Source organism: Chlamydia suis (assembly GCF_900169085.1).
GTDB classification, from domain to species: Bacteria; Chlamydiota; Chlamydiia; order Chlamydiales; family Chlamydiaceae; genus Chlamydia; species Chlamydia suis.
The window spans coordinates 374,279-397,467 of the sequence record NZ_LT821323.1 but is presented as its reverse complement, the minus strand read 5'-3'; the positions used below and the strand labels follow the sequence as shown (position 1 = coordinate 397,467).

The window sequence follows — 23,189 nt, the reverse complement described above, 5'->3', positions numbered from 1 at the left end:
TTTCCTAACAAGTTTCACATGCAGACTGGATGTAAACGGATTTTTCAACAAGACTAGGCCGGGAAAGTATCAGCTGCAACGGTTTATAAATGTGCAAAAGGATTGGGGCAACCTGGATTTGAACCAGGGACCTACGGGTTATGAGTCCGCAGCTCTAACCGCTGAGCTATTGCCCCGTGATAGGAGAAATGAAGCTTATCATAGGCGGTTAATGTTTGACAAGAGAGAAAGCCTTCAAATGGATAATTATTTATACATTTTTTAGGTTTTCTCATTGCGCCTTTTTTTAGAAACCGATACCATGCTAAACACTTCTCTTTTATTTATTGTGATAATGAATACCGTCGTTTTGGACAGCAGTTTTTTGCCATCTTTGGATGGAGAAGCGGTTAGTACTCTTGGCGGCGTGTTGTGTTCCCGGTTTTTTTCTGCGGAAGTCTTGAAGCGTTTTGTGGCGGCTTGGGGTAGGTGTTTCCGCTTAGCTATGAAGAATCGCTACACTAAGTTCGTGCAATATCTAAGGTAGGGCCCGGGGTCGGGAAAGGTTTAGTAAGTATTACAAAGTCAAAAAAAACCTTTGTTAGACCTCTGGTCCTATGAAGTTGTTCTCCTTGCGCTCTAAAAAAATCTTCTAATACCTTTTTCGACCACAATTTTTGATAACTGGCAAGAGCTCTCCTGTTGTGGAAGCAGGTGAGTCGTTTTGTGTTCGGATCTCATGTATTGATAGGGTAGTATGGCGTTCCCGGCTTCGAATAATTGCGGAAATGGCAGCAATTCTACAGATCGCGTTATATACATAGGAGAAACTTCCTCGGATTCCGAAGAGAGTGATGCATCTTTTTCCCAAGAGACTGATTTGAATGCTGCGCAAACTACTGCGCTTAGAGTTAACTCAGCTGTTCTCGGAACTGGGGAGGGGGATACCCGATCTTCTTTAAGGACGGTATCCTCAACAACTTCCGTATCTAGTTTGGAGATGCAAGTAGCTCTTTCTTCGGAAGATCTGGCTAGTGGTGTGCGAGTCTGTGAGTATGATGATGAGGAGGAGGAAGAAGCTCCAAGATTGGAATGGGCTGGCGTAGGCTATGTAAATAGTAGTGGGCTTACAAGAAATAGTGCTTGGAGGGACGCTTTTAGGTTGAGTGAGATGCTTTGCCAGCCCGTCTTCGCTACTCCTAATTCCGGGGGATGGTCGTGTTGGTTGCTCTCTAGGGGGCTGGGATTGTCGCAATGCAGTTCGATTCCTGAGAGTCATCCTACCGTTCAGGCTTTGCTTAGGACTTGGAGCAGGTTTTTTCAGGGAGCAGGAGAGGTTTTCCTTCAGATTTATAACGGAGATGGAGGGCTTTTTGTAGAGCGAGCGCTTCAGCTTCTTTCTTGTCGGGAGTGGTTGAGTCGTATTCGAGTTGTGGGGATCGATCCTTCATTTTTCGTTCGATCTACACACAATGTCCATTTTTATATGACATCTGGCAGCTTGAGTAGGCTATTAGACGTTAGTGGTCTGATGCAAGCCAGAATCGCCAATAGAGTGTCAGTTGTGCCTTTTTCTCCTTATACGCAAAGTATCGTTCCTGAGGTTTGGGATGCTTGTTATGAATGTGCTTTGCGTTTTGAATTTATGCATTTAGCAGGGATTGCTTCGTTTGACTTTTCTTCGCGAGAGAATGTATTAAATCAAGAGATCCGACACTTTGATGCACGGCTAATTCGAATAGTAGATTCTGAAAGAAGTTTGGCTTTTTCTCGTTTAGAGGCTGTTTTACGAGCGGATACAACGTCTTCTGTTCGATCAGGGAATGCCTTCCCTATTCCTTCTCTTCGAATGATCTTTCTTGTACACACGTTGGTTCGTCATGCCATTACTTCTATAAAAACCGCCTATCAATACGATGGACTTTCTATCGGGAACGTTTTAGATTCCGCATTTCTTGCTGCATACGCGGGAGAAACCGTAGGAGAAATCTTTTTGCTTTGTACGAATGAACCGCGAACAGCGGAACGTACCCGTTTATTACGAATGCTTGCGAGACTATTATCTGCCAATGGATGGGCAGCGGGGGTTATGGAGTTAGTGTATAGCGGCATTTTAAGCGTTTCGCTGCTGATACGAGGTTCTGATAGTCCTTGCCAAATACAGTTGCTTATGTGGTTTACTGTAACAGTGGGATCTGTAACGGCGATAGAGCTGTCTCAGTGGTATTTTCCTAGTATTTGGGGACGGATTCAAAACTTGGGAATGCGATTAACAACTCCGGCCATGTATAGGGAAGAGCAGGAAATAGAGTCTGCATCTGCGTTAATACCTCTTCAGCAGGAGAGTCGAAGAAGAAGATTTTCTAATCGGCAGTATCGAGCTGTTTTGTTGTCTGCGGAGTTAATAGCGATGTTAGCTGATTCGATTATCCTTTTAATGTTTGAAGGGGTAGATTTCTGGGGGCTGGGTTTGCCAGAGCACTGTCGGTCTCAACCTTGCACAAACGCGACAGCCTTGGCATTGCCTAGCTCGAATGTAACGACGATAGTCCCTAATCAGACCGCTGTGTGTTCTGACAATTCAACAAGGCCCAGACCTATTTTCCCTCCTATCATAGGAAGTTATGCGCAAGATGTGAGGGATGGAGGGGTCGCTGCCGTTGCTGCGACTATTCGTATGATTTGGGTAGGGGTGTTGTTGTTATATTTTCTGTACGCCGCCTTCCGATTGGTACGAGAAGCTCGCCGGGGAGGGCGTTGATAGTCAATGTTTTTGTGAGCAAGAAGCACTTGCGGTTTTTCTTTAAAAAGGATAAAATTTCCGCATTTAATATCAAAAAATCTGGAAAATGAACGCGTTAGGTTTAAAAAGTGATACTACTTTGGCTCCAAGGGTGAGAGCGCAGAAGTGCTCTTGCGGACGCGTTTATTCGCAAATTATTTTTTCTTCGCAATGCATGCATACCATTCCTGCGTGTTTGGTCTCGTTTGTCTACGGACGTACAATAAACGGAGGTTGGAACAGAGCTTAGAGTAGTAGTTTGTGGATGATATAGAAAAGCTCTTTGTTGGACCTCTAGGTCTGGCAAAGAGCTTTTTTTTTGGGCTCAATCATAAGCTCTGCAATGTCTAAAGACTTGGTAGAGCTCTAGAAATTTTTTGAAAATCCCAGGGGGGCGTTTTAAGGGGAATCATTATGTCTAGTCCATGTTCAAATGATAATAGGAATTTGTGTTGTAATCTGACTATAGAAGAAGAGAGTGAAACGGAGTCTGGTAGTTTCAGTTCTTCAACAGAGAGTTTGTCCACAACTTCTCCTGCGCAGTCTACAGCAGAACAGGTGGATAATCTGATTGGTGGGGGAGGGCAGTCTTCTTCCTTAGAGTCTTTATCCATAGCTTCTAGTTCTGAGGATGACAGAGTCTGCGGAGTTCGTGTTTGCGATTTTAGTGATGAAGATGATGAGGATTTGCAATCAGCTGTGGAAGTGGCCTATGTGAATTCGAGTGGCTTAACTAACCGCAGTGTTTGGGGTGATAGTATTCGGTTGAGTGAAATACTTTGTCGGCCAGTGACGGCGATCCCCAATTCAGGAGGAAGGGCTTGTTGGCTGCTTTCTAGAGGATTAGGATTATCGCAATGTTCTTCGATTCCTGAGAATCACCCAACGGTAAGGGCTTTATTAAGAGCCTGGAGTAGGTTTTTTCAAAGAAGCGGGTCTGGTAGTTTTCTTCAGATTTATAATGGTGATGGAGGGCTTTTTGTAGATCGAGCGCTTCAGCTTCTTTCTTGTCAGGATTGGATTGATCGTATTCGAGTTGTGGGGCTAGATCCTTCGTTTTTTGTTGCCTCAGCTCCTAATAGACATTTTTATTTAAGTCCTTGTAGTTATCAAAGATTGTTAGATCTTAGCGGTTTTTTAGATGCTAAGCGGGCGGGGTGTATTTCAAAAATTCCTTTCTCTCCTTACACGCAGGATTTTGTTCCTGCAGTCTGGGATTCTTGCTTTGAAGTTGCGTTGCGAATGGAGCTCTTGTGTCTTACGGGTTTAACCTCGTTATCGACAGAGAGTTCTCCTGTCAGTGATTCTTCAGACTCTTCGCGTTTACAGCTTGTCCGAGTGGTTTCTTCGGAGGAAAGTTATGCGTTTGCTCGTTTGCAATCCGTCTTGAGCCAGGAGATGACTTCTTCAGTGCGTTCTGGGAACCCCTTCCCAATCCCTTATGTAAGATTGATTCTTTTGCTGACTACGCTATTCAGACACTCGATAACTTCGGTAAAAGCTGCAGTTGCGTACACGCCTTCTGTTTTGAACATGTTGGATGCGGGGTATACGGCTTCTTATGTTGCAGGTGTTTCTGCGGAAATTTTTCTACTGTGTACAAATAGTCCTGATAGGGCGCAGCGTTTGCGTTGGTTGCGGATGATGGCAAGACTATTTTCGTCTTGGGGTTGGTTAATGGGGGTTGTTGAATTAAGCGGTGACTATGGAGTTACGCTCAATTTAGTGATTCAAAATACTCAGGGGACATCCTGTGTAAGGAACATGCTACTATGGAAGGAGTTTACGCTCACGCCAGTGCTGCTGTTGGATTGTGCTGCACGGTATTTTCCCTCCTTGTGGGACAGAGCGGTAGGACTGGGGATGCGATTAACAACCCCTGTTTTGTATAGGGAAGAGAGGGATAGGCTTTCTAGATCCAGTGGTCAAGACAGAACCTTAGTCAGAGCAAGGCGGAATGACAGATACGATTCTAGGCAACATGCTGCAGTAGGGACGTCAGTGGAGCTTATATCTGTTGTGTGTGGCGCTCTGGTACAGCTTATGTTTATCGGGGTGGACGGATTTAGCTTAAGACTGCCAGAGGAATGTAGGACCGTTCCTTGTAACAATACGACTGCATTGCAAAACATGTCGAGCGTTGTGAGTGTGGCTAACACAACGGCCGGATGTTCTGGGAATAGCACGGTGAGGGACATCTTCCCTTCAGGAAATAATGTGGAGTCAGACAGTATTGCTCGAGTTTTGAATACAGTGCGTATGATATGGTGTGGGGTTATGTTGTTATACTTTTTATACACAGCGTTCCGGCTCACAAGAAATGCTCGTCGAGGCAATTAAAGTTTATATGGTGGGCGGGGAGATTTGCTGGATTAGGGGACTTTTAGCTAATCGCTTTTTTGAGCTAGATGTTGAACGGCTATGCGTTGCATGCTGAGAAAAAGGGATTCTCCTCCACGAGACCTTCCCATAGACAAATGCTTGCTTAATTTTTCAAAAAACAGAGGCTTGCAGGTCAGAATGGTTTCAGGGGTTTCTCCAGAATAAATGGTAGAAAACAGTACTGCAATACCGGAAGAGATCAGAGCTTCGGTGTAAGTGAAAAAAAATAGAGCGTTGTCCCTGAATTCACTATGAAGATAGAGGTCGCTTTGGCAGCCTAAAACTAAATGTTCTTTTGTTAAAAATTCTTTTGGGAAAGGCTTTGCTGAGCGACCAATTTGCATCAGTTGTTTGTAAAAAGTATCTTTAACGAAATCTTTAGGGAAAAGAAGAGCTAGCGCTCTTTCTTGTTTTTCTAGGCAAGTTTTATGTTCGGGAAAAGTGTTGTGTGTCATTGTTCAATAACTCGTGTAGGACTGTCGTAAAGTTGTACAAGCATTTGGTTTAGTTGAGAAATTTTATTATCGAGACAAGCGATCGCTGTTTTCGGTTTTTGATGTGCGATTTCATCTTCTAAGTCCTCAGGTAAAGAAATGCGGCCGGTGAGGGGGCGGATGGTAATGGTTTTTGTTGACGCAACGTGGGAGCGGGAACAGCGTTTTTGTAACCAATCTAAGCGTTGTTGCAGAATCATTTGGTTGCGAACCAGGCGGCACTGTGCAATGGCTTGTCGAATCTGCTTTTCCTGTTTCTCGAAAAGCTTCTGGTCAGCTATATACCCTGGCCCCGATTGGAAGCGGCGGCTATAAATTGCTATAGTGCTTGTTTGGTTCCCCAAGAAAGCTCCTATAATAAAACCTATTGCCTGAGGAGAAGCATAGATAAGCGCTGAAATAGATGCGATGATCGTGGCAAGAAGAACTTGTCTTGTTCCATTGGCATCCAGTTGTTGCAGCCCGTGGTTTGTAATGTTCCATAAGCTGTTTAGTTGGGGATATTTGTTTTGCTTGTCCAGGAAATTGGCAGAAATTATGCCAAAGATCACGCCTGCTCCAAAACCGATTCCCAACCAAATGCTTAAAACAACAGCCACGGAGCTGTGGCAGATTAAAATAAGAGACCAGGCAAGAATATACAGAAGCAAGTGTTTCCAGTTTCTTTGTAAGAAATCTCCAATAGTATTCGCTACGGCGCGTGCCCGGCTTTTGCTTTGAGTGGACTCTGGAGTAAGAGTTGATAGAGCAACAGGAGAAAAAGACCCGGGTATTCTTGGAGCCTTGAAGGAAGTGCTATAGGACGCTCCTCTAGAAAAAGTTGGGGGCAACGTGTCGCCAAGAGAAGATAACGAGAAGTTAACGGCTTTGACCATGGCCTATCTACTTTTAAAATTGAGGCAAGGATTTTCTGGTAGGAGATTGGAACATCTCAAAATATTTCTCTAAAACAGAAGATAGAGTTTTCTCTCGAAAAAGGAAAGAGGGGGTGTTGCGGGAGTTCTGAGTTTAAGTGAGCCAAGTTTAAAGGATCCGGTTCTTGCTTGTAAACAGATTAAAAAATTGTTTGCTATAGCGATGAAAGCGCGTGAGAAGAACTGCAGGATACTTTTTTTTCTGTTTTTTGACAAGTTGTTTGACATTTTCTGTTTAGTCAATATAATCGCTCTCTCGAGTTTCCAGAGAACGGCGGGCGTGGCGGCTTTGGTGGTCGTCTAAGTCTATTTTTATTTTGATTCTGGAGTCGAGAGATAGAATATTTTTTAGGTTTTTTTGGGAATGGCAAAAAAAGAAGATACGATCGTTCTGGAAGGTAGAGTGGAAGAGTTGTTGCCCGGAATGCATTTTAGGGTAATGCTAGAGAACGGGGTTCCTATTACCGCACATTTGTGTGGGAAAATGCGTATGAGCAATATCCGCTTGCTGGTTGGAGATCGCGTGACCGTCGAAATGTCTACTTATGATTTGACGAAAGCTCGTGTCGTTTACAGACATCGGTAGATCTGTTTTGCTATTTTTTAATTTTTTTAGTAAAGTTGCGCAGTTTTAAGAGGAACGCTTGATAATAATCTGTCTCTGAAGTTACTATGCTCGCGTTTAGACAGAGCTTATCTTCTGTTGTATTCTGCGCCACTTTGTCTGTGGTTGAGAAACTGGTTAGGGCGGTTGAAAATTTGACTGCGGGAAATTGCAATGCTGGTTAGGTTGCTTCCTTTTTTTGCGTTAAGCCCAGGTAGCTCAGTGGTAGAGCACTTGCATGGTAAGCAAGTGGTCGTAGGTTCAATTCCTATTCTGGGCAAAAGATATCGGTAGCAAACTAATTTTTAATTTGAGGAATTTTGAGATGTCAAAAGAAACTTTTCAACGTAATAAGCCTCATATCAACATAGGGACCATTGGGCACGTTGACCATGGTAAGACTACGTTGACAGCTGCTATTACGCGTGCGTTGTCTGGAGATGGGTTGGCTGATTTTCGTGATTATAGCTCTATTGACAACACTCCTGAAGAAAAAGCTCGCGGTATTACAATTAACGCTTCCCACGTTGAGTACGAAACTCCTAATCGTCACTATGCTCACGTGGATTGCCCAGGTCACGCCGACTATGTCAAAAACATGATTACTGGTGCGGCTCAAATGGACGGCGCTATTTTGGTCGTTTCTGCGACGGATGGAGCTATGCCTCAAACTAAAGAGCACATTCTTTTGGCAAGACAGGTTGGGGTTCCTTACATCGTTGTTTTCCTCAATAAAATTGATATGATTTCCGAAGAAGATGCCGAGCTTGTTGACTTGGTTGAGATGGAATTAGCAGAACTCCTTGAAGAAAAGGGATATAAAGGATGCCCTATCATTAGAGGTTCTGCTTTAAAAGCTTTGGAAGGAGATCCTGCCTATATCGAAAAAGTTAGAGAGCTAATGCAGGCTGTTGATGATAATATTCCTACGCCTGAACGAGAAATTGATAAGCCTTTCTTAATGCCTATCGAAGACGTGTTCTCTATTTCTGGTCGAGGAACGGTTGTGACTGGACGTATTGAGCGAGGCGTTGTTAAAGTTTCTGATAAGGTTCAGTTGGTCGGGCTCAGAGAAACAAAAGAAACGATTGTTACGGGAGTTGAAATGTTTAGAAAAGAGCTCCCAGAAGGTCGTGCGGGGGAAAACGTTGGGTTGCTCCTTAGAGGTATTGGTAAGAATGATGTTGAAAGAGGAATGGTCGTTTGCTTACCAAACAGCGTTAAACCTCATACACAGTTTAAGTGTGCTGTTTACGTTCTGCAAAAAGAAGAAGGCGGACGTCACAAGCCTTTCTTCACAGGATATCGACCTCAGTTCTTTTTCCGTACAACGGACGTTACCGGTGTGGTGACTTTGCCTGAAGGGGTGGAGATGGTTATGCCCGGTGATAATGTTGAATTTGAAGTGCAACTGATTAGTCCTGTGGCTTTGGAAGAAGGAATGAGATTTGCTATCCGTGAAGGTGGCCGCACGATTGGTGCTGGAACTATTTCTCAGATCATTGCATAAGTTAAATGATGTGATGGCAAGACTGCTTGTTTGTGAGCGGTCTTGCTGTTTGGGTGTGTAGCTTAGATGGTAGAGCAGTGGCCTCCAAAGCCGCCGGTCGGGGGTTCGAATCCCTCCGCACTCGTATTAGGTAACGGAAAGAAGAATTCGCTTATGGGGCAGGATCAACGAAAAAATTTTCTTAAGAGAGTGTCTCTCGCAAAAAAACAGGCTGCTTTTGCGGGTAATTTTATAGAAGAAATTAAGAAGATTGAGTGGGTGACTAAGCGAGATCTCAAAAGATATGTCAAAATTGCTTTGATGAGTATTTTTGGCTTTGGATTTTCTATCTATTGTGTGGATTTGGCTCTTCGAAAGTCTCTTTCATTGTTAGGTAAAGTAACAAGCTTTTTCTTTGGTTGATTCATGTTTAAGTGGTATGTCGTCCAAGTTTTTACGGCTCAAGAAAAGAAGGTAAAAAAGTCTTTAGAAGATTTTAAAGAAGCCTCAGGAATGTCTGATTTTATTCAGCAAATCATTTTGCCTTCGGAGAATGTTATGGAGGTAAAAAGGGGCGAACATAAGATCGTTGAGAAGTATATTTGGCCGGGGTATCTTTTAGTTAAGATGCATTTAACCGATGAATCTTGGTCTTATGTGAAAAAAACACAGGGCGTAGTTGAGTTCTTGGGGGGAGGGGCTCCCGTAGCTTTATCAGAAGAAGAAGTAAAAAATATTTTAGCAGATCTGGAAGAGAAGAAATCTGGAGTTGTCCAGAAACACAAGTTCGAAGTGGGATCCCAGGTTAAAATTAATGACGGAGTTTTCGTTAACTTCGTTGGGGTGGTTTCGGAAGTGTTCCATGATAAAGGACGGCTTAGTGTCATGGTTTCCATCTTTGGAAGAGAGACTCGCGTTGATGATCTAGAGTTCTGGCAGGTTGAAGAAGTCGTTCCAGGACAAGAAAGTGAGTGAGAATAAGAAATTCTGTGTATTCTTATTCTCCTTGTTCTTATAATTTAACTTTTTCGTTTTTCCCTCTCGTTTTTGAGAGGAATACTAAGGTAGAGTAGAGCTGAATATGTCGAATAAGAAAATCATTAAAATCATTAAATTGCAAATCCCTGGAGGGAAAGCTAACCCAGCTCCACCGATCGGTCCTGCTTTAGGTGCTGCAGGAGTAAACATTATGGGATTTTGTAAGGAGTTCAATGCGGCGACTCAAGATCGTCCAGGTGATTTGCTTCCCGTAGTAATCACTGTATATTCAGATAAAACTTTTTCTTTTGTGATGAAACAGCCTCCTGTTTCTTCATTGATCAAAAAAGCTTTAGGGTTGGAGTCTGGGTCTAAGATCCCTAATAGAAATAAAGTAGGTAAGTTGACTCGATCACAAATTACGGCGATTGCTGAGCAAAAGATGAAAGATATGGATGTTGTTCTTTTACAGTCTGCCGAAAAGATGGTTGAAGGGACTGCCCGAAGCATGGGTGTAGATGTAGAGTAATTAGTTAAAGAGCTGCATAATTATGACAAAGCATGGAAAACGCATTCGTGGTATCCAAGAGAAATATGATTTCACAAAACCATATTCTTTGGGTGAGGCGATAGATATTTTAAAACAGTGTCCTGCTGTGCGTTTTGATCAAACGGTTGATGTGTCTGTTAAACTGGGAGTTGATCCTAGAAAGAGCGATCAGCAGATTCGTGGTTCAGTTTCTTTGCCTCACGGTACGGGTAAGGTTTTACGAATCGTGGTTTTTGCTGCAGGGGATAAGGCTGCAGAAGCTGTGGAAGCTGGAGCAGACTTTGTTGGTAGTGATGACTTAGTAGAGAAAATCAAAGGGGGCTGGGTTGACTTTGATGTTGCTGTTGCTACCCCTGACATGATGAGAGAGGTCGGAAAACTAGGAAAAGTTTTGGGACCAAGAAATCTTATGCCTACTCCGAAAGCAGGCACTGTGACGACCGATGTAGTTAAAGCTATTTCGGAGCTAAGAAAAGGTAAAATTGAATTTAAAGCTGATCGAGCAGGTGTATGCAACGTGGGTGTTGCGAAACTTTCTTTCGATAACGCGCAAATCAAGGAAAATGTCGAGGCTTTGTGTGCGGCATTGATTAAAGCTAAACCTGCAACCGCGAAAGGACAATACTTAATTAATTTCACTATTTCCTCGACCATGGGGCCAGGTGTTTCCGTGGATACTAGGGAGTTGATAGCGTTATAATTCTAAGTTTAAGAGGAAAAATGAAAGAAGAGAAAAAGCTGCTGCTTCGCGAGGTTGAAGAAAAGATAACCTCTTCTCAAGGTTTTATTTTATTAAGATACCAGGGTTTTACTGCTGCGCATTCCAGAAATTTCAGAAATAATCTTTCTGAGGCCTCTGCTGAATTTGAAGTTTTGAAGAAAAAAATATTTTTTAAAGCTTTAGAAGCTTCTGGAATGGAGATGAATCCTGAGGATAGTGAAGGGCACCTCGGGGTTGTATTTTCCTATGGCGATCCTGTATCTGCTGCAAAGCTAGTATTAGATTTTAATAAACAACATAATGATTCTCTGGTTTTTCTGGCTGGAAGAATAGATAATGCTTCTTTGTCTGGGAAAGAAGTTGAAGCTGTTGCTAAACTGCCTTCTATGAAAGAATTAAGACAGCAGGTTGTTGGGCTCATTGCTGCTCCTATGTCTCAAGTTGTAGGAATCATGAATTCGGTTCTTTCTGGTGTTATTTCTTGTCTCGACCAGAAAGCGGAAAAAACTCAAGAGTAGTGTTAACATTCTAAAAAATAAGGGTGACAAAGTGACAACAGAAAGTTTGGAAACTTTAGTAGAACAGTTGAGCGGCTTGACGGTGCTTGAATTGTCTCAGCTTAAAAAATTGTTGGAAGAAAAGTGGGACGTTACTGCTGCCGCTCCTGTAGTAGCTGTTGCTGGTGCTGCTGCTGCTGGTGATGCTCCTGCTTCTGCAGAGCCTACAGAGTTTGCTGTAATTCTGGAAGACGTTCCTGCTGATAAAAAAATCGGAGTCTTGAAAGTTGTTCGAGAAGTTACTGGTTTAGCTTTAAAAGAAGCTAAAGAAATGACTGAAGGCTTACCTAAAACTGTTAAAGAAAAAACTTCTAAAAGTGATGCAGAAGACACTGTTAAGAAGTTACAGGAAGCCGGTGCTAAGGCTGTTGCCAAAGGACTGTAATTGTTATGGAAAAGAGAATGCTTGGGGGGATTTCTGCGAGCATCTCTTTTCATTTAGCAACACAGGAGAGTTTCCGGTATATCTTAACGGATTTGTCTGGACTTAACTTTTAGTGTTTGGCATCGCAAGCAGAGTGTTTCTGTTGCAATGATTTTTTCTTAGTGAAATCAAGGTGATAATGTTTGTCGAACGGGCAGAGTTGTTGGGGATCTACAATCTCTCGATAGTGGATGAGCCTGTTTTGTCCTAGATGGAGAACATCTGTCATATTTCTATTTAGTGATCATAAAAAACTAGATGGAGAAATGATATCGCCAAAAGTCTTAAAGTTTTAGGAGAGCTCGCATGTTCAAGTGCCCGGAGCGGGTCAGCGTCAAAAAGAAAGAAGATATTTTAGATCTTCCTAATCTTGTCGAAGTTCAAATCAAGTCGTATAAACAGTTTCTTCAAATTGGGAAGCTGCCTGAAGAACGAGAAAACATTGGTTTAGAAGAAGTCTTCAGAGAAATTTTTCCTATCAAATCTTATAATGAAGCTACGATTTTAGAGTACCTCTCTTATAACTTAGGAGTGCCTAAATACTCTCCAGAAGAGTGTATTCGTCGAGGAATTACTTATAGCGTTACTTTAAAAGTACGTTTCCGTTTGACAGATGAAACTGGAATTAAGGAAGAAGAAGTCTATATGGGAACTATTCCCATCATGACTGATAAAGGAACCTTTATCATCAATGGTGCGGAAAGAGTTGTCGTTTCTCAAGTTCACCGTTCGCCAGGAATCAACTTTGAGCAGGAGAAGCATTCTAAAGGAAATATGTTATTTTCTTTCAGAATTATTCCTTATCGAGGAAGCTGGTTAGAAGCTGTTTTTGACATTAATGATCTTATTTATATCCATATTGATAGAAAGAAACGTCGTAGAAAAATTTTGGCTATGACGTTTATCCGTGCTCTAGGATATTCAACAGACGCAGATATCATTGAAGAATTTTTCGCTGTAGAAGAGCGTGCTCTGCATTCAGAAAAAGACTTTGTTTCTTTAGTTGGAAAAGTTTTGGCTGATAATGTCACAGATGCAGATTCTTCTTTGGTGTATGGAAAAGCTGGAGAAAAACTCAGCACAGCTATGCTAAAACGCATTTTGGATGCTGGGGTACAATCTCTGAAAATTGCTGTTGGGGCTGATGAAAACCATCCTATCATTAAGATGTTAGCAAAAGACCCTACAGATTCTTATGAAGCTGCTCTTAAAGATTTTTATCGCAGATTACGACCAGGAGAGCCTGCAACTCTTGCTAATGCTCGCTCTACAATTATGCGGCTCTTCTTCGATGCCAAACGTTACAATTTAGGTCGAGTTGGACGTTATAAATTAAATAAAAAATTAGGCTTCCCATTAGATGATGAAACGCTATCTCAGGTAACCTTGAGAAAAGAAGACGTTATCGGGGCCTTGAAATATTTAATTCGTTTGCGAATGGGCGATGAGAAGACTTCTATTGATGACATCGACCATTTGGCTAACCGAAGAGTTCGGTCTGTCGGAGAATTGATTCAGAATCATTGCCGATCCGGGCTAGCTAGAATGGAGAAAATAGTTCGAGAAAGAATGAATCTTTTTGATTTTTCTTCCGATACTTTGACTCCAGGGAAAATTATTTCTGCTAAAGGGCTGGTTAGCGTTTTGAAAGACTTTTTCAGTCGTTCCCAGTTATCTCAATTTATGGACCAAACAAATCCTGTTGCGGAATTGACGCATAAGCGTCGATTGTCTGCATTGGGACCAGGAGGATTAAACAGGGAAAGGGCTGGTTTTGAAGTTCGGGACGTTCATGCGAGTCATTATGGTAGAATTTGTCCGATTGAAACTCCTGAAGGCCCGAACATCGGGTTAATTACTTCGCTGTCTTCTTTTGCTAAAATCAATGAATTCGGATTTATTGAGACTCCTTATCGAGTAGTGCGTGACGGTATCGTTACGGATGAAATCGAGTATATGACGGCAGATGTGGAAGAAGATTGTGTTATTGCTCAGGCATCTGCAGAGCTTGACGAATACAATATGTTTAAAAATCCTGTATGCTGGGCTCGGTACAAAGGAGAAGCTTTTGAGGCGGATACAAGTACTGTCACGCATATGGACGTTTCTCCAAAACAGTTGGTGTCTGTGGTCACAGGGCTGATTCCTTTCTTGGAGCACGATGATGCTAACCGGGCTCTTATGGGATCAAACATGCAGCGGCAAGCAGTGCCTTTATTGAAAACTGAGGCTGCTATTGTTGGAACCGGATTAGAAGGACGTGCAGCTAAAGATTCTGGGGCTATTATTGTTGCTCAAGAAGATGGGGTGGTTGAATACGTCGACAGTTATGAGATTGTTGTCGCGAAGAAAAATAATCCAACCCTTAAAGATAAATATCAGCTCAAAAAGTTCTTAAGATCAAACTCTGGGACTTGTATTAATCAAACTCCTTTGTGTTCTGTCGGAGATGTGGTTACACACGGGGATGTTTTGGCTGATGGACCTGCAACGGATAAGGGAGAGCTCGCTCTTGGTAAAAACGTGCTAGTGGCTTTCATGCCTTGGTACGGATATAACTTTGAGGATGCGATTATCATTTCTGAAAAATTAATTAAACAGGATGCGTATACCTCTATTTACATAGAAGAGTTTGAGTTAACGGCTCGAGACACGAAACTTGGTAAAGAAGAGATTACAAGAGATATTCCAAACGTTTCTGAGGAAGTCCTAGCAAATTTAGGCGAGGACGGTATTGTTCGTATTGGAGCTGAAGTTAAACCCGGCGATATTCTTGTTGGAAAGATCACTCCAAAATCGGAAACAGAGCTAGCTCCTGAAGAGCGTTTGTTGCGGGCTATATTCGGTGAAAAAGCTGCAGATGTAAAAGACGCTTCTTTAACGGTTCCTCCTGGCACAGAAGGGGTCGTGATGGATGTCAAGGTGTTCAGTAGAAAAGATCGCTTATCCAAGAGTGATGATGAGTTGGTTGAAGAAGCTGTACATCTTAAAGATTTGCAGAAAGAGTATAAGGCTCAACTTGCTCAGTTGAAACTAGAGCATAGAGAGAAATTAGGAGCTTTATTGCTTAACGAAAAAGCCCCTGCTGCAATCATTCATCGTCGATCTGCGGACATTTTAGTCCAAGAAGGAGCTGTCTTTGATCAAGAGACTATAGAGCTTTTGGAAAGAGAGCCTTTGGTTGATTTGCTCATGGCTCCTTGTGATATGTATGATGTTTTGAAAGACATTCTTTCTAGTTACGAGATAGCCGTTCAACGATTGGAAGTAAATTATAAAACTGAAGCAGAACACATCAAAGAAGGTGATGCTGATTTAGACCACGGGGTAATCCGACAAGTTAAGGTTTACGTTGCTTCTAAACGAAAACTACAAGTCGGAGATAAGATGGCTGGACGTCACGGAAACAAAGGGGTTGTTTCTAAGATCGTTCCAGAAGCTGATATGCCTTTCTTAGCAAATGGTGAGACGGTACAAATGATTTTAAACCCATTAGGGGTGCCTTCTCGAATGAACCTTGGTCAGGTGCTAGAGACGCATTTAGGATATGCTGCAAAAACAGCTGGTATCTACGTGAAAACTCCTGTCTTTGAAGGATTCCCTGAGTCGCGTATCTGGGATATGATGATAGAACAAGGTTTACCTGAAGATGGTAAATCGTATTTGTTCGATGGTAAAACTGGGGAGCGTTTCGACAGCAAAGTAGTGGTTGGATACATTTACATGCTCAAATTGAGCCACTTGATTGCTGACAAGATTCACGCTCGTTCTATAGGACCTTATTCCCTTGTTACTCAACAGCCTCTTGGAGGAAAAGCTCAGATGGGGGGACAAAGATTCGGGGAAATGGAGGTTTGGGCTTTAGAAGCATATGGGGTAGCTCATATGTTACAAGAAATCCTAACCGTGAAATCTGACGATGTGTCAGGAAGAACTCGTATCTATGAGTCCATCGTTAAAGGAGAAAACTTACTTCGTTCTGGAACGCCAGAGTCGTTCAATGTTTTGATTAAAGAAATGCAAGGTCTAGGGCTTGATGTTCGCCCTATGTTAGTAGATGCTTAAAAAACACTTGTTGGAGATAAGTTAATGTTCAGAGAAGGTTCTCGAGACGATGCAGCCTTGGTAAAAGAAGGTTTGTTTGATAAGTTAGAAATTGGGATTGCTTCAGATGTGACTATTCGCGACAAGTGGTCTTGTGGCGAAATTAAGAAACCAGAGACGATCAATTACCGCACGTTTAAACCTGAGAAAGGGGGGCTGTTTTGTGAAAAAATCTTTGGCCCAACCAAAGACTGGGAATGTTATTGCGGTAAATACAAGAAAATCAAACACAAAGGAATTGTGTGTGATCGCTGTGGGGTAGAAGTTACGCTTTCTAAGGTGCGACGAGAAAGAATGGCTCATATCGAGTTGGCTGTTCCTATTGTTCACATATGGTTTTTCAAAACAACCCCATCTAGAATCGGAAACGTTTTAGGGATGACTGCTTCAGATTTGGAGCGCGTAATCTATTACGAAGAATATGTCGTCATTGATCCAGGTAATACAGACTTGGTGAAAAAACAACTTCTTAACGATGCAAAATATCGAGAAGTAGTTGAGAAATGGGGTAAAGATGCTTTTGTTGCCAAAATGGGCGGAGAGGCTGTTTACGATCTGCTGAAATCAGAAGACTTAGAAAGTCTTTTGGGAGAGCTTAAAGATCGCTTGAGAAAAACCAAGTCTCAGCAAGCAAGGATGAAACTTGCTAAGCGTTTAAAAATCGTGGAAGGGTTTGTATCTTCTTCGAACCGCCCAGAGTGGATGGTCTTGAAAAATATTCCTGTCGTACCACCAGATCTTCGTCCTTTGGTTCCTTTAGATGGTGGGCGGTTTGCGACTTCTGATCTGAACGATTTGTACCGTAGAGTTATTAATCGAAATAATCGTTTGAAGGCTATTTTACGATTAAAAACTCCAGAGGTAATTGTTCGTAACGAGAAACGAATGTTACAAGAGGCTGTTGATGCCTTGTTTGACAACGGGCGTCATGGGCACCCTGTTATGGGGGCTGGAAATAGACCTCTTAAGTCCTTATCAGAGATGTTAAAAGGTAAAAATGGTCGTTTCCGACAAAATCTATTAGGGAAACGAGTGGATTATTCCGGTCGTTCCGTAATTATTGTTGGTCCAGAGTTGAAGTTTAATCAATGCGGACTGCCTAAAGAGATGGCGTTAGAGCTGTTTGAGCCGTTTATTATCAAGCGCTTAAAAGATCAGGGTAGCGTTTATACCATCCGTTCGGCCAAAAAAATGATTCAACGAGGAGCTCCTGAAGTTTGGGATGTCCTTGAAGAAATTATTAAGGGACATCCGGTTCTGCTGAACCGAGCTCCTACTTTGCACCGATTAGGAATACAGGCTTTTGAGCCGGTATTGATTGAGGGTAAAGCTATTCGAGTTCATCCATTGGTGTGTGCTGCGTTTAACGCGGACTTTGACGGAGACCAAATGGCTGTTCACGTACCGCTTTCCATCGAAGCTCAGTTAGAAGCTAAAGTTTTGATGATGGCTCCAGATAACATTTTCTTGCCATCATCAGGGAAACCTGTTGCAACGCCTTCTAAGGACATGACCTTAGGGATTTATTACCTGATGGCGGATCCGACTTATTTCCCAGAAGAGCATGGAGGGAAAACTAAGGTATTTAAAGATGAGACAGAAGTACTTAGAGCTTTGAATGCCGGAGGCTTTATTCTTAAGGATGAGATATGTGGTTCTCGCCGAGATGAAACAGGGCGGGGAATTCATATCCACGAAAGAATTAAAGTTCGAATTGATGGTCAAATTATTGAAACTACACCCGGTCGTGTATTTTTCAATACTATTGTTCCTAAAGAGCTTGGTTTCCAAAACTACAGCATGCCAAGTAAACGTATCAGCGAATTGATTTTACAATGCTATAAGAAAGTTGGCTTAGAGGCCACGGTGCGTTTCCTAGATGATTTGAAGGATTTAGGTTTCACGCAGTCTACGAAGGCAGCGATTTCTATGGGATTGAAAGATGTTAAAATCCCAGAGATCAAGAAAGAAATTTTGAAAGACGCCTACGAGAAAGTTGCTGTCGTTAAGAAACAATACGAAGATGGTATTATTACCGACGGGGAACGTCATTCTAAGACCATTAGTATTTGGACAGAGGTTTCCGATCTTCTATCGAACGCTCTATATGCAGAAATTAGGAAGCAAACGAATAGTAAGCATAACCCGTTATTCCTAATGATTGATTCTGGAGCACGAGGAAACAAATCTCAGTTGAAACAGTTAGGAGCTTTGCGAGGGTTAATGGCTAAACCTAATGGAGCCATTATTGAATCTCCAATTACTTCTAACTTTAGAGAAGGTTTAACTGTGCTCGAGTATTCCATTTCTTCTCACGGAGCAAGAAAAGGATTAGCGGATACGGCTCTTAAGACTGCAGACTCTGGGTATTTGACTCGTCGTTTAGTGGACGTTGCTCAAGATGTTATTATTACCGAAAAAGATTGCGGCACTCTTAATCACATTGAAGTGTCGACTATTCGTCAAGGTTCTGAAGAGCTGTTGCCTTTGAAAGATCGAATTTATGGACGAACTGTTTCGGAAAACGTTTATCAACCAGGGGATAAAAGCAATGTTTTAGCTTATGCAGGGGACGTTTTGACCTCTTCTCAAGCTGAAGCCATTGATGATGCTGGTATTGAAAGCGTGAAGATTCGCTCTACGCTCACTTGTGAGAGCCGTCGAGGAGTCTGTGCTAAATGTTATGGACTGAACCTTGCCAATGGCCGTTTAATTGGATTAGGAGAAGCTGTTGGTATTATTGCAGCCCAATCCATTGGAGAGCCTGGAACTCAGTTAACAATGAGAACATTCCACCTTGGGGGGATTGCTGCAACATCCTCAACTCCAGAGATTGTTGCCGACTGTGACGGAATCCTCGTTTATTTAGACTTACGTGTTGTGGTAGACCAAGAAGGAAATAGCCTTGTTCTAAACAAAATGGGAGCTTTGCACTTAGTTCGAGATGAAGGTCGAAGTTTAAGTGAATACAAGAAGCTTTTAAGCACGAAGTCTATCGAGAGCTTGGCAACATTCCCTGTAGAATTGGGAGCCAAAATTTTGGTTAATGATGGGGCTGCTGTTACTGCCGGACAAAGAATCGCAGAGGTGGAGCTGCATAACATTCCAATTATCTGCGATAAGCCTGGGTTTGTTCATTACGAAGATCTGGTGGAGGGGGTATCCACAGAGAAGGTCACGAACAAGAACACAGGACTTGTTGAGTTGATCGTGAAACAGCACAGGGGAGAGCTACATCCTCAGATTGCTATATATGCTGATGTTAACATGAAGGAATTGGTCGGTACGTATGCCATTCCTTCCGGAGCGATTATCTCTGTTGAAGAGGGGCAACGTATTGCTCCAGGAATGCTATTAGCAAGATTGCCTCGAGGGGCGATTAAGACGAAGGATATTACCGGTGGTTTACCTAGGGTTGCAGAGTTGGTAGAAGCTCGTAAGCCTGAAGATGCTGCGGACATTGCAAAAATTGATGGAGTCGTAGACTTTAAGGGTATTCAGAAGAACAAGCGTATCCTTGTGGTTCGTGACGAGATCACAGGTATGGAAGAGGAACATCTTATTTCTTTGACCAAACACCTGATTGTGCAACGCGGGGATAATGTTATCAAAGGTCAACAATTAACAGACGGTTTGGTTGTTCCTCACGAAATTCTTGAGATTTGCGGGGTTCGTGAATTGCAGAAATACCTGGTTAACGAAGTGCAAGAAGTGTACCGTTTACAAGGTGTGGACATTAACGACAAACATATTGAAATCATTGTTCGTCAAATGTTGCAAAAAGTACGTATTACTGATCCGGGTGATACAACCTTGTTGTTCGGAGAGGATGTAGATAAGAAGGAGTTTTATGAAGAAAACCGCCGTACGGAAGAGGATGGAGGAAAACCAGCCCAGGCGGTTCCTGTACTCTTAGGAATTACTAAAGCTTCTTTGGGAACAGAATCCTTTATCTCTGCGGCATCGTTCCAAGATACAACACGGGTCTTAACAGATGCTGCTTGCAGCAGTAAGACAGACTATCTGCTAGGATTCAAAGAGAACGTGATCATGGGACATATGATTCCTGGTGGTACAGGATTTGATACGCATAAGCGTATTAAGCAACATCTTGAGAAAGAACAAGAAGACTTGGTCTTTGATTTTGATAGCGAGTTCGAGTCTGTAGCAGGCTAAGGATTTGCCAGAAAAACTTGAAAAAGAGGGGGGAAGTGGATCACAACCCCCTTGAATAGTATCATTTTTTTTGGTAGGCTTCGCGTAAAGTCAAAAATTGACAAGGTGTTTATGTCTAGCCAGTTCGATCAGCTTAAGCTTTGGAGTGTTCTTGTTGGAGATACTGGGGATCCTGCTTTAATTAAGACGCTGGGAGTTCAGGATGCTACAACAAATCCTTCTTTGATTTTGAAGGTCGCTCAGGAGCCTAAGTATCAGTCGATGTTGACGGAGGCCATTTCTTGGGGGATCAGACAAAACGGTGATGATGTTCAGACTCTCACGTTTGTTCTAGATAAAATTCAAGTAAATTTAGGTCTTGAGATTCTAAAACATGTTCCGGGTCGAGTTTCGTTGGAAATCGATGCTCGACTTTCTTTTAACACGGAGGCAATGGTTCAGCGGGCTATCTTCTTGTCCCAGTTATTTGAGAAAATGGGAGGAGATAGAAAGCGTTTGCTAGTTAAAATTCCTGGGACATGGGAAGGGATTCGCGCAGCAGAAGTGTTAGAAAGTCAAGGGATTGCTTGTAATGTCACTTTGATTTTCAATCTTGTGCAAGCGATTGCGGCAGCAAAAGCAAAAGTGACACTAATTTCTCCTTTCGTTGGCCGGATTTATGATTGGTGGATAGCTGCTTATGGAGCTGAGGGGTACTCTATTGAGGCCGACCCTGGAGTAGCTTCAGTTGTGAATATCTATTCATATTATAAGAAGTTTGATATCCCGACACAGATTATGGCTGCTTCTTTTAGAACGAAAGAACAGGTCTTGGCTTTAGCCGGTTGTGATTTTCTAACGGTTTCTCCCAAATTATTAGAAGAATTAAAAAAAGAACAACAGCCTGTTGAAAGAAAGTTAAATGTTGAAGAAGCTAAAAAATTAGATATTCAACCTGTAGAACTTTCAGAAAGCGTATTCCGGTTCTTAATGAACGAGGATGCTATGGCAACAGAGAAATTAGCAGAGGGGATCAGAATCTTTTCTGGAGACACTCAAATTTTAGAATCCGCTGTTACCGAGTTTATTAGACAGATCGCTGCTCAAGAAGCGTAGTTTTATAATTGTGATTGGGGTGGCGTTGAATAGAAAGGGTATCATGGAAAAAGAGAAGCGGGCTTTGTGTTTTTCTTGTCCACATTGTTGTGACGGAAACATTGCTTTTTCTGTAATGGATTTAGAAAATTGTATTGTATGTGATTACTGCGAGGCTTCTTTTGTATTCGATGCTGAGATGTGTGATGCTATCAGACGATTTTCAGCTCTTTGTTTAAGAATTTATGAGGCTCGGTCTATTTTGGGAAATGCTGCAGTCTCTGTTTCTGTTCAAGGTCAGAGTGTAGAGGTGCCTTTTCAGCTGCTGTTCTCTCGCTTTCCTGTTTTTTTAAATTTGAATGTAGCAGGAAAAATCGTACAGATTCGATTTATTTTTGATTCTTTACGAGGAGAAGTTCTCTATCATAAATAGCTTTTCGCTATTTTCCGTTTTGTATATCTTGCAAAGCTTTTTCTAGAATACTATCGCCGCGGACAGCTTCTTCTTTTTCCGAGAGTTTAAAAGAAGAGGCTGCTTTCAAAAGAGCAAGGGAGACGTTAGGATAGTCTTCTATAGTAGATGTGCTAGTAAGTATGTATGCCGTGTGATCAATAACAGAAACTCCTTGAAGGCAGAAGACTCTCCCCCATGAGGTGTTTTTTTCTGTTTTAATGATGGTGAACTTGCCACTGGAAGCCTGGATGTGTGTGAAAATAGAAGATTCCAAGGTCATTTCATTTGCTCGATGATAATCTAAAATCTCCTGAATGTAAGCCTCTTCTGTTTTACGAATAATTTCATGGGAGCTATTCATTGTTGGAGTTAACCCTCCAGTACCTTTCCCGATAAACAAAGCATCAAGTTTTTCTGGAAGTTGTGTTTTATCATCGATACATTGCCATGTATTGGGAATAAGGAATGAATATTTCGAGTTAGAATAGGTCCCCCATGTTGTGGTAGGCTTATTTTTTTTTGCTTCTAAAGCTCGCTTTTTTAAAGCATAACGAGGAACGGGTTTGCCAGAAACATGAAGGAATTCTTTTCGTTTTTCGCGTAATTGAGATGCTCTAGAAAGAGTTTTTTTCTCTGGAGAAGCCTTAAGGGTGGATGGAAAACTGATAAGCAAAAGAGAATAAAAAATAACTCTTTTCATAGAGGATTAGTGGTTGATTTTAAACGTTATTATGATCTAACCTTTGGGGTTAACCGAATCATAATTGATTTTTTTTAAAAGATAAACGTTGTTTTTCTTGGTATTCAGATATGGCAGATCTCAGCGCTCAGGATAAATTGAAGCAAATATGCGATACCTTGCGAGAGGAGACTTTGAAACCCGCTGAGGAAGAGGCCGGTTCTATTGTCCATAATGCAAGAGAGCAAGCAAAGCGTATTGTGGAAGAAGCAAAAGAAGAAGCGCAAAGGATCATTCGTTCTGCTGAAGAAGCGGCTGATCAAACCTTAAAAAAGGGAGAAGCAGCTTTGATACAAGCTGGAAAGCGCTCGTTAGAAAATTTAAAGCAAGCCGTGGAAACAAAGATTTTCAAAGAATCTTTAAGGGAATGGTTAGATGGGGTCGCTGCTGATCCGCAAGTAAGTGCTAAACTGGTTCAGGCCCTGGTACAGGCTGTAGAAACACAGGGAATTTCTGGAAATCTTTCTGCTTGTATAGGAAAACATGTATCGGCTCGGGCTGTTAATGAGGTTCTGGGGAAAGAGATTACTTCTAAACTCAAAGAAAAGAGTGTATCGATTGGAAAATTCTCCGGGGGAGCACAATTAAAAGTGGACGAGCGCAATTGGGTTTTAGATATTAGCTCAGAAGCTTTGCTAGATTTGTTGACTAGATTTTTACAGAAAGATTTTCGAGAGATGATTTTTCAGACTAACTAAAGAATCTTTGTTGTGAGGAGCTATGTTGTTGGGATCGTTGTGTTGAGAAAAGAAGACTGATATCTGAAAA

19 protein-coding genes and 3 tRNA genes are annotated in these 23,189 nt (G+C 42.1%); 17 read left to right on the top strand and 5 right to left on the bottom strand.

Annotated features, from left to right (window positions below):
- Positions 1-103: 103 nt before the first annotated feature.
- Positions 104-176: transfer RNA gene (locus B6E89_RS01785), tRNA-Ile, on the bottom strand.
- A 560-nt stretch (positions 177-736) separates the two neighbouring features.
- Here B6E89_RS01785 and B6E89_RS01780 point away from each other — a divergent pair.
- Complete coding sequence (locus B6E89_RS01780) at positions 737-2,740, top strand: DUF687 family protein (RefSeq protein ID WP_099156067.1); 2,004 nt, start codon at positions 737-739, stop codon at positions 2,738-2,740.
- 435 nt (positions 2,741-3,175) lie between these two features.
- Complete coding sequence (locus tag B6E89_RS01775) at positions 3,176-5,101, top strand: DUF687 family protein (RefSeq protein ID WP_080132989.1); 1,926 nt, start codon at positions 3,176-3,178, stop codon at positions 5,099-5,101.
- Positions 5,102-5,148: 47 nt separating this feature from the next.
- On the opposite strand, the gene B6E89_RS01770 is transcribed toward B6E89_RS01775, so the two are convergent.
- On the bottom strand, positions 5,149-5,598 hold the full coding sequence (locus B6E89_RS01770; protein ID WP_035406213.1) for a SufE family protein: 450 nt from the start codon (positions 5,596-5,598) through the stop codon (positions 5,149-5,151).
- Positions 5,595-6,512 carry a hypothetical protein gene (locus B6E89_RS01765; RefSeq protein ID WP_080126615.1) on the bottom strand — a complete coding sequence of 306 codons (918 nt, stop codon included), beginning with the start codon at positions 6,510-6,512 and terminating at the stop codon, positions 5,595-5,597. The genes B6E89_RS01770 and B6E89_RS01765 overlap by 4 nt, the downstream gene beginning before the upstream one ends.
- Positions 6,513-6,915: 403 nt before the next feature.
- On the opposite strand from B6E89_RS01765, the gene infA reads away from it, so the two are divergent.
- From infA to rplL, 10 genes are all read left to right on the top strand, one after another.
- Complete coding sequence (infA, locus tag B6E89_RS01760; RefSeq protein ID WP_009871670.1) at positions 6,916-7,137, top strand: translation initiation factor IF-1; 222 nt, start codon at positions 6,916-6,918, stop codon at positions 7,135-7,137.
- Positions 7,138-7,363: 226 nt separating this feature from the next.
- Positions 7,364-7,435, top strand: a tRNA-Thr gene (locus tag B6E89_RS01755).
- A gap of 45 nt (positions 7,436-7,480) precedes the next feature.
- Complete coding sequence (gene tuf / locus B6E89_RS01750; protein WP_035406303.1) at positions 7,481-8,665, top strand: elongation factor Tu; 1,185 nt, start codon at positions 7,481-7,483, stop codon at positions 8,663-8,665.
- 51 nt (positions 8,666-8,716) lie between these two features.
- Positions 8,717-8,789 (top strand) — tRNA-Trp (locus B6E89_RS01745).
- A 29-nt stretch (positions 8,790-8,818) separates the two neighbouring features.
- The gene (secE, locus tag B6E89_RS01740) at positions 8,819-9,067 is read left to right on the top strand and encodes a preprotein translocase subunit SecE (protein ID WP_035406205.1); all 249 of its coding nucleotides are present in this window, start codon (positions 8,819-8,821) and stop codon (positions 9,065-9,067) included.
- Between the two features lie 3 nt (positions 9,068-9,070).
- Positions 9,071-9,619 (top strand): transcription termination/antitermination protein NusG, encoded by a 549-nt coding sequence (nusG, locus tag B6E89_RS01735; RefSeq protein ID WP_035406202.1) that lies wholly within the window; start codon positions 9,071-9,073, stop codon positions 9,617-9,619.
- 106 nt (positions 9,620-9,725) lie between these two features.
- Entirely contained in the window at positions 9,726-10,151 is a 426-nt protein-coding gene (rplK, locus tag B6E89_RS01730) for a 50S ribosomal protein L11 (protein WP_035406199.1), read from the top strand.
- A 22-nt stretch (positions 10,152-10,173) separates the two neighbouring features.
- The gene (gene rplA, locus B6E89_RS01725; protein ID WP_035406196.1) at positions 10,174-10,872 is read left to right on the top strand and encodes a 50S ribosomal protein L1; all 699 of its coding nucleotides are present in this window, start codon (positions 10,174-10,176) and stop codon (positions 10,870-10,872) included.
- A 20-nt stretch (positions 10,873-10,892) separates the two neighbouring features.
- On the top strand, positions 10,893-11,411 hold the full coding sequence (gene rplJ / locus B6E89_RS01720) for a 50S ribosomal protein L10 (protein WP_035406193.1): 519 nt from the start codon (positions 10,893-10,895) through the stop codon (positions 11,409-11,411).
- A 31-nt stretch (positions 11,412-11,442) separates the two neighbouring features.
- A complete protein-coding gene (gene rplL / locus B6E89_RS01715) occupies positions 11,443-11,835 on the top strand; it encodes a 50S ribosomal protein L7/L12 (protein ID WP_035406190.1) in 393 nt (130 codons plus the stop codon).
- Positions 11,836-11,944: 109 nt separating this feature from the next.
- On the opposite strand, the gene B6E89_RS04945 is transcribed toward rplL, so the two are convergent.
- On the bottom strand, positions 11,945-12,103 hold the full coding sequence (locus tag B6E89_RS04945) for a hypothetical protein (RefSeq protein WP_155265786.1): 159 nt from the start codon (positions 12,101-12,103) through the stop codon (positions 11,945-11,947).
- A gap of 77 nt (positions 12,104-12,180) precedes the next feature.
- Between B6E89_RS04945 and rpoB the strand changes: the two genes are divergently transcribed.
- The 4 genes from rpoB to B6E89_RS01695 all read left to right on the top strand — a co-directional run bounded on the left by rpoB (position 12,181) and on the right by B6E89_RS01695 (position 21,661).
- Positions 12,181-15,939, top strand: a complete 3,759-nt coding sequence (gene rpoB, locus B6E89_RS01710) for a DNA-directed RNA polymerase subunit beta (protein ID WP_035406187.1) — start codon at positions 12,181-12,183, stop codon at positions 15,937-15,939.
- Between the two features lie 24 nt (positions 15,940-15,963).
- The gene (rpoC, locus tag B6E89_RS01705; RefSeq protein ID WP_035406184.1) at positions 15,964-20,154 is read left to right on the top strand and encodes a DNA-directed RNA polymerase subunit beta'; all 4,191 of its coding nucleotides are present in this window, start codon (positions 15,964-15,966) and stop codon (positions 20,152-20,154) included.
- Between the two features lie 111 nt (positions 20,155-20,265).
- Positions 20,266-21,249: a transaldolase gene (gene tal / locus B6E89_RS01700; RefSeq protein ID WP_035406181.1), complete on the top strand. Its 984-nt coding sequence runs from the start codon at positions 20,266-20,268 to the stop codon at positions 21,247-21,249.
- 43 nt (positions 21,250-21,292) lie between these two features.
- Entirely contained in the window at positions 21,293-21,661 is a 369-nt protein-coding gene (locus tag B6E89_RS01695; RefSeq protein ID WP_080126614.1) for a ferredoxin, read from the top strand.
- A gap of 7 nt (positions 21,662-21,668) precedes the next feature.
- On the opposite strand, the gene B6E89_RS01690 is transcribed toward B6E89_RS01695, so the two are convergent.
- On the bottom strand, positions 21,669-22,382 hold the full coding sequence (locus B6E89_RS01690) for a hypothetical protein (RefSeq protein ID WP_080126613.1): 714 nt from the start codon (positions 22,380-22,382) through the stop codon (positions 21,669-21,671).
- A gap of 110 nt (positions 22,383-22,492) precedes the next feature.
- Between B6E89_RS01690 and B6E89_RS01685 the strand changes: the two genes are divergently transcribed.
- Positions 22,493-23,119, top strand: coding sequence for a V-type ATP synthase subunit E (locus tag B6E89_RS01685; RefSeq protein WP_035406170.1), 627 nt, complete (start codon positions 22,493-22,495; stop codon positions 23,117-23,119).
- Positions 23,120-23,189: the final 70 nt, after the last annotated feature.

Coding starts and splice junctions, on each gene's coding strand:
- secE (WP_035406205.1), top strand. CDS start 8,819: ATGGGGCAGGATCAACGAAAAAATTTTCTTAAGAGAGTGTCTCTCGCA.
- B6E89_RS01775 (WP_080132989.1), top strand. CDS start 3,176: ATGTCTAGTCCATGTTCAAATGATAATAGGAATTTGTGTTGTAATCTG.
- nusG (WP_035406202.1), top strand. CDS start 9,071: ATGTTTAAGTGGTATGTCGTCCAAGTTTTTACGGCTCAAGAAAAGAAG.
- tal (WP_035406181.1), top strand. CDS start 20,266: ATGTCTAGCCAGTTCGATCAGCTTAAGCTTTGGAGTGTTCTTGTTGGA.
- B6E89_RS04945 (WP_155265786.1), bottom strand. CDS start 12,103: ATGACAGATGTTCTCCATCTAGGACAAAACAGGCTCATCCACTATCGA.
- B6E89_RS01770 (WP_035406213.1), bottom strand. CDS start 5,598: ATGACACACAACACTTTTCCCGAACATAAAACTTGCCTAGAAAAACAA.
- B6E89_RS01685 (WP_035406170.1), top strand. CDS start 22,493: ATGGCAGATCTCAGCGCTCAGGATAAATTGAAGCAAATATGCGATACC.
- rpoB (WP_035406187.1), top strand. CDS start 12,181: ATGTTCAAGTGCCCGGAGCGGGTCAGCGTCAAAAAGAAAGAAGATATT.
- rplA (WP_035406196.1), top strand. CDS start 10,174: ATGACAAAGCATGGAAAACGCATTCGTGGTATCCAAGAGAAATATGAT.
- rplK (WP_035406199.1), top strand. CDS start 9,726: ATGTCGAATAAGAAAATCATTAAAATCATTAAATTGCAAATCCCTGGA.
- B6E89_RS01695 (WP_080126614.1), top strand. CDS start 21,293: ATGGAAAAAGAGAAGCGGGCTTTGTGTTTTTCTTGTCCACATTGTTGT.
- tuf (WP_035406303.1), top strand. CDS start 7,481: ATGTCAAAAGAAACTTTTCAACGTAATAAGCCTCATATCAACATAGGG.
- infA (WP_009871670.1), top strand. CDS start 6,916: ATGGCAAAAAAAGAAGATACGATCGTTCTGGAAGGTAGAGTGGAAGAG.
- B6E89_RS01780 (WP_099156067.1), top strand. CDS start 737: ATGGCGTTCCCGGCTTCGAATAATTGCGGAAATGGCAGCAATTCTACA.
- B6E89_RS01690 (WP_080126613.1), bottom strand. CDS start 22,382: ATGAAAAGAGTTATTTTTTATTCTCTTTTGCTTATCAGTTTTCCATCC.
- B6E89_RS01765 (WP_080126615.1), bottom strand. CDS start 6,512: ATGGTCAAAGCCGTTAACTTCTCGTTATCTTCTCTTGGCGACACGTTG.
- rpoC (WP_035406184.1), top strand. CDS start 15,964: ATGTTCAGAGAAGGTTCTCGAGACGATGCAGCCTTGGTAAAAGAAGGT.
- rplJ (WP_035406193.1), top strand. CDS start 10,893: ATGAAAGAAGAGAAAAAGCTGCTGCTTCGCGAGGTTGAAGAAAAGATA.